The organism is Enterobacter sp. CFEC122 (assembly GCF_052983755.1).
This window is the reverse complement of record NZ_JBRIQR010000083.1, coordinates 1-5,912: the sequence shown is the minus strand read 5'-3', so window position 1 is coordinate 5,912 and position 5,912 is coordinate 1. Positions and strand designations below refer to the sequence as shown.

Genomic DNA, 5,912 nt, shown 5'->3' with positions numbered 1-5,912 from the left:
GGGATGATAAGTTTATCACCACCGACTATTTGCAACAGTGCCGTAATTAATACCTTGCGCCCATTCAGGCGACCGCTTCCCTGATAGCTGTCTTCTCCATGATCGGGGCGCGGTTGCATTTTCCCCGCCAGCCCGGGAAAGGGCTGCTGCTGCTGTTGAAAAGGCGGCGCCGGAAAACGCGCAGAATTGGTTTTATTGATGGTCTTTTTTTCCTTGTTTAAGCCAGCCATTCAATTACCTCTCATTATTTATCACAAAGACTAATAAGCGTAGACCAAAATGAATGGCATGACCTATATTATCCAGCTACACTTAATTTTCTCGGAATATTACCCCCCCTACTTTCCTCTACCGTTGCGCTTATATCCCCACCAACGTTAGATTTAATTTAAACAATATTATTTGAGACTTATCCAGTTCGCAGTGTTAATAAATAGCAACCACACTTAACATTTCAACCTTGGCAAAAGGAGAACATATGAAATTATCCATAACGCCATTATTATGTTGTTTTTTATTGTCGCCAGCGCTTGCTGATGATAACGGCGGGTTGAAAAATGATACAGCTCCACCGCCAGCCCACGCTCTGGATGAAGGTTATCGTGGGACTGAAGATGCAAGAATCATGACTGTCGAACAGGCCAAAACGATGCATGACGGTGCGACCATTTCTCTGCGAGGTAATCTCATCGAGGATCAAGACGGAGACAAATTTGGGGTTCTAGGGATTTTCCGTCCAAAAACGACAAAGTGCTCTGGAGGCCCCGCCGTCTGTGGCCTCCAGAGGGGTATTACTTTTTTCGAGATCCCTATTTGGGCTCTGTTTGAGTAAGATTTAGTCTTTTTGGGCTAAATCCATGGCATTCGAAGAACGTGTCCAAATCTTGTCCGAGGCAGAACAAGATGAGTTATATGGACCCCCCGCTTTCACCTCCGCCGACCAACGCTTCTTTTTCTCGCTGAACGATAAGGAACTGGCGATCGCTAAAAGCCTCCGTCATCGGGGCCAGCGTTACATGCTGGTGGTACTGCTGGGCTATTTCAAAGCCAAGCCGGTGGTGCTGAATCCCGGCTTTCATCAGATCAAGCAGGACCTCAAATACGTTTATCAAACCGTTCTACCAGGCCCAGGCTGTAGACCCTTTAATCTCACGCCAAAAGAGAACGAACGGATTTACCAACGTGTTTTCCAGCTCTGCAACTACCAGCGCTGGAATGTCAAAGACCATGGAGCGGCGTTGAGAGATTACTTATCCCAGCAAGCCAGAGCCTGGACAGCGCCTAGGCACCTCTTCGATGCGGCCAATGAATATTGTTCGGGGCAGAAGATCGCAATCCCTGCCTACAGCACGCTGCAAAAGATCATCAGTCAGGTGGTGGGAGACGAACAGGAACACATGGCCGCGCACCTTGAGCGTGCAATGTCACGCGGTCTTAAGCAAGCACTGGCGGAGCTCGTGAACGGCACAGGTCCACTGCCGTTCCGACAGTTGCGACAATCGGCTCGTAACTTCACCGGAACCGAGTTGGAGAAAGAACTGATTGTCTATCGCCATATCCAGCATTGGATGCCGGAAGTGGATCTGCTGTTGAGCACGCTATCACTGTCGCAGAAAAATCTGCAACACCTGGCAGAGAAAGTCGACTACTACGGTGCCAAACTGAAACGTCAAACCGTAGGCAGCCAATGGCTGTATTTATTGTGCTATCTTCAAACGCGATGGCAGCAAGCGCTGGAACGTATTGCCGATGGCTTTGTGCATCATGTCAGACAGACCAAACAGAAGGCAAAGGATTATGCGCAGGAAGCGGTGTTTAAGGATTGGCAAAAAGCAGCTAAAAATGTCAGCAAGGCAGCTGAAGTACTGCACCTGTTCATTGATGACAGCATTGATCTGCAACTACCGTTTGCAACAGTAAGACAGCAAGCACTGAGCCTGCTGACCAAAAGGGATCTGGAATCTGTATGTCTCTTCCTGAACGAGCAGCGACGATCGGTCGATGAAGCCATGTGGCAGTACTGCGACGAGAAAGAAAGTCTGCGGAAAGGTTTGCTGCGAGAGTTGTTCCTATGTCTGCGCTTCGAAGGCTGCGACGGCACCCAGCACTTAGCGGCCGCCTTGGCGAAAACACAAAACGAACTCAACGGCCAGGACGCTCAGTTGCAAACTGCCGACACCAGACTCCTTTCCAAAAAATCACGTGAATTCCTGCTGGATGGTGAAGGGAATATCCTGATCGATCGTTATGAGTGGTTCCTCTATCAACAGATTCCTGATCGCCTGAATGGCCAGCTGACGCTGCCTGATATCACTAAATACCGGGCACTCGACGCCGACCTGATCGACGGGGAACATTGGCGAAAAAACAAATATACGCTGCTTCAACAGAGCCATTTTACAAAATTAGCGGAGGAGCCTGAAAAGCTGATCAAACAGATGGCCATGGAATTGGATACCCGTTTGTACGAAGTCGGCGAATATCTTGAACAGGAAGACAACCGGAATATCATCTTGCGTAATCCGCAGGGTAAACGCTTCTGGCGCCTGCCTTCGGCCAGCAAACATCATCTGGTCAACAATCCCTTCTTCCAGCAAATTCCCACAACGGGGATTGCGGATGTACTGCGCATGGTTGATCGTGACACCGGTTTCATTGACTGCTTCGCTCATGTGCTGGGTTCCCAATCCAGAAGCCGTTCCCATGAATATGACCTGTTGGCAATTCTGGTCGGCAATGCAACCAATCAAGGCATTTACGGCATGGCACAGATCTCTGATCGTACCTATGATCAGCTCAGCACTATCCAGGCGAACTATCTTCGCCTGGAAACATTGAATGCTGCTAACGACAACATCAATAACGCGACAGCCAAGCTACCCATCTTCCGGTACTACAACATCCAGGAAGATGTGATCCACGCCAGTGCCGATGGTCAAAAGTTCGAAGCCCGGCGCGAGACCTTCAAAACCCGTTATTCGTCGAAGTACTTTGGCACTCAAAAAGGTGTTTCTGCCATGACCTTGATCGCCAATCACGCTGCGATCAACGCCAGAGTGATCGGCGCCAACGAACATGAATCGCACTACATCTTTGATTTGTTGATGAGCAATACGTCAGACATCATTCCGGATGTGCTCTCAACCGATACCCATGGGGTGAACCATGTGAACTTCGCGTTACTGGATCTGTTCGGATACCAGTTTGCCCCACGCTATGCCCAGGTTGGCAAAGTGATCAATGACATGTTTGATGTCAAGGAAGACAAAGAACACCGAATTCAGCTGTGCTTAAAAAAGCCAATCAATACCCATCGTATTGCGCAGCACTGGGATACCATCCAACGGATTGCAGTATCACTTAAGCAGCGGAAAACAACGCAAGCCACCTTGGTGAGAAAGCTCTCGGAGTACAAGCGCAATCACCCGCTGCTGGAAGCCCTGACGGAATACAATCGCCTGGTGAAAGCGAATTATCTACTGTGCTACATCGATGATGCCAGTTTAAGAAACTATGTTCAGCGCGCGCTGAACCGGGGAGAGGCCTATCACCAACTGCGTCGGGCCGTGAGCAGCGTCAATGGGGATCAGTTCCGGGGCAGTTCAGACGAAGAAATCCAGCTATGGAATGAGTGCGCTCGCCTGGTCACCAATGCCATCGTTTACTTCAACTCCAGGATACTCAGCCAGCTGTTGACCAGCTTCGAATACCAAGGAGATACCAAGAGAATAGATATCGTCAAACAGGCATCCCCTGTGGCCTGGCACAACATTAACCTCAAGGGGACTTACCACTTCGAATTGAGCGAAAAATTGCCAGATCTGGAGGAGCTTATGCGCTCAATCGAGGGATATTTACCCGTCAGCGAAAAGTAATACCCCTCTGGAGGCCACGGACGGCGCGGCCTCCAGAGCACTTTGTCGTTTTTGGACGGAAAATCCCTAGAACCCCATTTTGCCATTCAGATGTGCCGCGAGATCGGATTACCTCTGTTTCCGGGTTTTAGTGCCGAGGCCAGAGAAACTCTCCTCCACTACCGTTGGCCGGGCAATATTCGTGAACTGAAAAACGTCGTGGAGCGATCCGTTTACCGGCATGGAACCAGTGATTACCCGCTGGATGAGATAATCATTGACCCCTTCCGCCGCCACACTACTCAGCCGCAGGCGCCGGAAACTAAACCGATGTCTGTAGGGTTACCGCTGGATCTGCGTGAATTCCAGCAGCAGCAAGAGAAAGACTTTCTACAAACCAGCTTACAGCAGGCAAAATTTAACCAGAAAAAAGCCGCTGAATTACTGGGTCTGACTTACCATCAGCTTCGCGCTTTGCTGAAAAAACACCAGATTTAACGCACATTTGCAGATGTCATATTGGCGGATTTGACGCATAACCTCATCAGGGTTTACCATGACGCCATTACTGTATAAAAAAAACAGGTACAAATATGGCTCTGGCACTCGTTGGCGAAAAAATTGACAGAAACCGTTTCACCGGTGAGAAAATTGAAAATAGTACATTTTTTAACTGTGATTTTTCAGGTGCCGACCTGAGCGGCACTGAATTTATCGGCTGTCAGTTCTATGATCGTGAAAGCCAGAAAGGGTGCAATTTTAGTCGTGCGATGCTGAAAGATGCCATTTTTAAAAGCTGTGATTTATCCATGGCGGATTTTCGCAATTCCAGTGCGCTGGGCATTGAAATTCGCCACTGCCGCGCACAAGGCGCAGATTTCCGCGGCGCAAGCTTTATGAATATGATCACCACGCGCACCTGGTTTTGTAGCGCATATATCACGAATACCAATCTAAGCTACGCCAATTTTTCGAAAGTCGTGTTGGAAAAGTGTGAGCTGTGGGAAAACCGTTGGATAGGTGCCCAGGTACTGGGCGCGACGTTCAGTGGTTCAGATCTCTCCGGCGGCGAGTTTTCGACTTTCGACTGGCGAGCAGCAAACTTCACACATTGCGATCTGACCAATTCGGAGTTGGGTGACTTAGATATTCGGGGCGTTGATTTACAAGGCGTTAAGTTGGACAACTACCAGGCATCGTTGCTCATGGAGCGACTTGGCATCGCGGTGATTGGTTAGCATTCACGGAGCGGTAAGTACCGCTCCCGCCCTTATACAATAGTGTCCGCCCTTGCCTTAAAAGTCACTTTCGACGCACAGATCGTAAACGTTAGAGGGTTCCGGTCCCCCCATCAGAACACCAGACCTGACCAGACGTATAGCTGTTCTCCCGAGCGGCCAGGGTGACATAAAGCGGCGCGATTTCCACCGGTTGACCAGGGCGTCCCAGCGGCGCATTTGCCCCAAATTTCTCCACCTTTTCCTGCGGTTGACCACCACAGCACTGCAGTACAGTCCAGTATGGACCCGGCGCGACGGCATTGACACGGATCCCTTTCGGGGCCAGCTGTTTCGCCAGCGATTTAGTAAATGCCACGATAGCTGCTTTAGTCTGAGCATAATCAAGCAAGATTTCACTTGGCTCATAAGCCTGTACGGAGGAGGTATTAATTATCACGCTGTCTGGTGAAAGATGGGGTATGGCCGCTTTGGTGATCCAAAACATAGCGTAAACATTGGTTTTGAATGTTGCGTCGAAGTCTTCTGTGGTGAGTTCCTCAATTGACTCACAAAATTGCTGACGACCCGCATTATTGACGAGGATATCCAACCCTCCCAGTCCTTTTACCGCCTGTGTTACCAGATGACCGCAAAAAGCCTCATCACGGATATCTCCGGGGATGGCCAAAACATTTCTGCCTGCTTTTTTTATCAGATCGACCACTTCACGCGCATCGTCTTCTTCTTCAGGTAAATAGTTAATCGCAACATCAGCGCCTTCACGAGCATAGGCAATAGCAACAGCACGACCAATCCCTGAATCCCCACCGGTAATTAA

4 protein-coding genes and 2 pseudogenes are annotated in these 5,912 nt (G+C 49.4%); 4 read left to right on the top strand and 2 right to left on the bottom strand.

The features are described from left to right. Positions 1 to 230, bottom strand: a pseudogene (locus ACVCAM_RS25855) (hypothetical protein); the annotation flags it as partial. Positions 231 to 478: 248 nt separating this feature from the next. Here ACVCAM_RS25855 and ACVCAM_RS25850 point away from each other — a divergent pair. The 4 genes and pseudogenes from ACVCAM_RS25850 to ACVCAM_RS25835 all read left to right on the top strand — a co-directional run bounded on the left by ACVCAM_RS25850 (position 479) and on the right by ACVCAM_RS25835 (position 5,092). Beyond that, positions 479 to 832, top strand: a complete 354-nt coding sequence (locus ACVCAM_RS25850) for a hypothetical protein (protein WP_022631167.1) — start codon at positions 479 to 481, stop codon at positions 830 to 832. Between the two features lie 25 nt (positions 833 to 857). After that, complete coding sequence (locus ACVCAM_RS25845; protein WP_004199413.1) at positions 858 to 3,875, top strand: Tn3-like element IS3000 family transposase; 3,018 nt, start codon at positions 858 to 860, stop codon at positions 3,873 to 3,875. Positions 3,876 to 3,950: 75 nt separating this feature from the next. Further along, positions 3,951 to 4,352 (top strand): annotated as a pseudogene (locus ACVCAM_RS25840) (helix-turn-helix domain-containing protein); the annotation flags it as partial. A 95-nt stretch (positions 4,353 to 4,447) separates the two neighbouring features. Next, a complete protein-coding gene (locus ACVCAM_RS25835; RefSeq protein WP_014386481.1) occupies positions 4,448 to 5,092 on the top strand; it encodes a quinolone resistance pentapeptide repeat protein QnrB1 in 645 nt (214 codons plus the stop codon). 91 nt (positions 5,093 to 5,183) lie between these two features. Here the strand turns inward: ACVCAM_RS25835 and ACVCAM_RS25830 are convergent. After that, a partial coding sequence (locus tag ACVCAM_RS25830) for an SDR family oxidoreductase (protein WP_032446872.1) occupies positions 5,184 to 5,912 on the bottom strand: 729 nt, incomplete at its 5' end.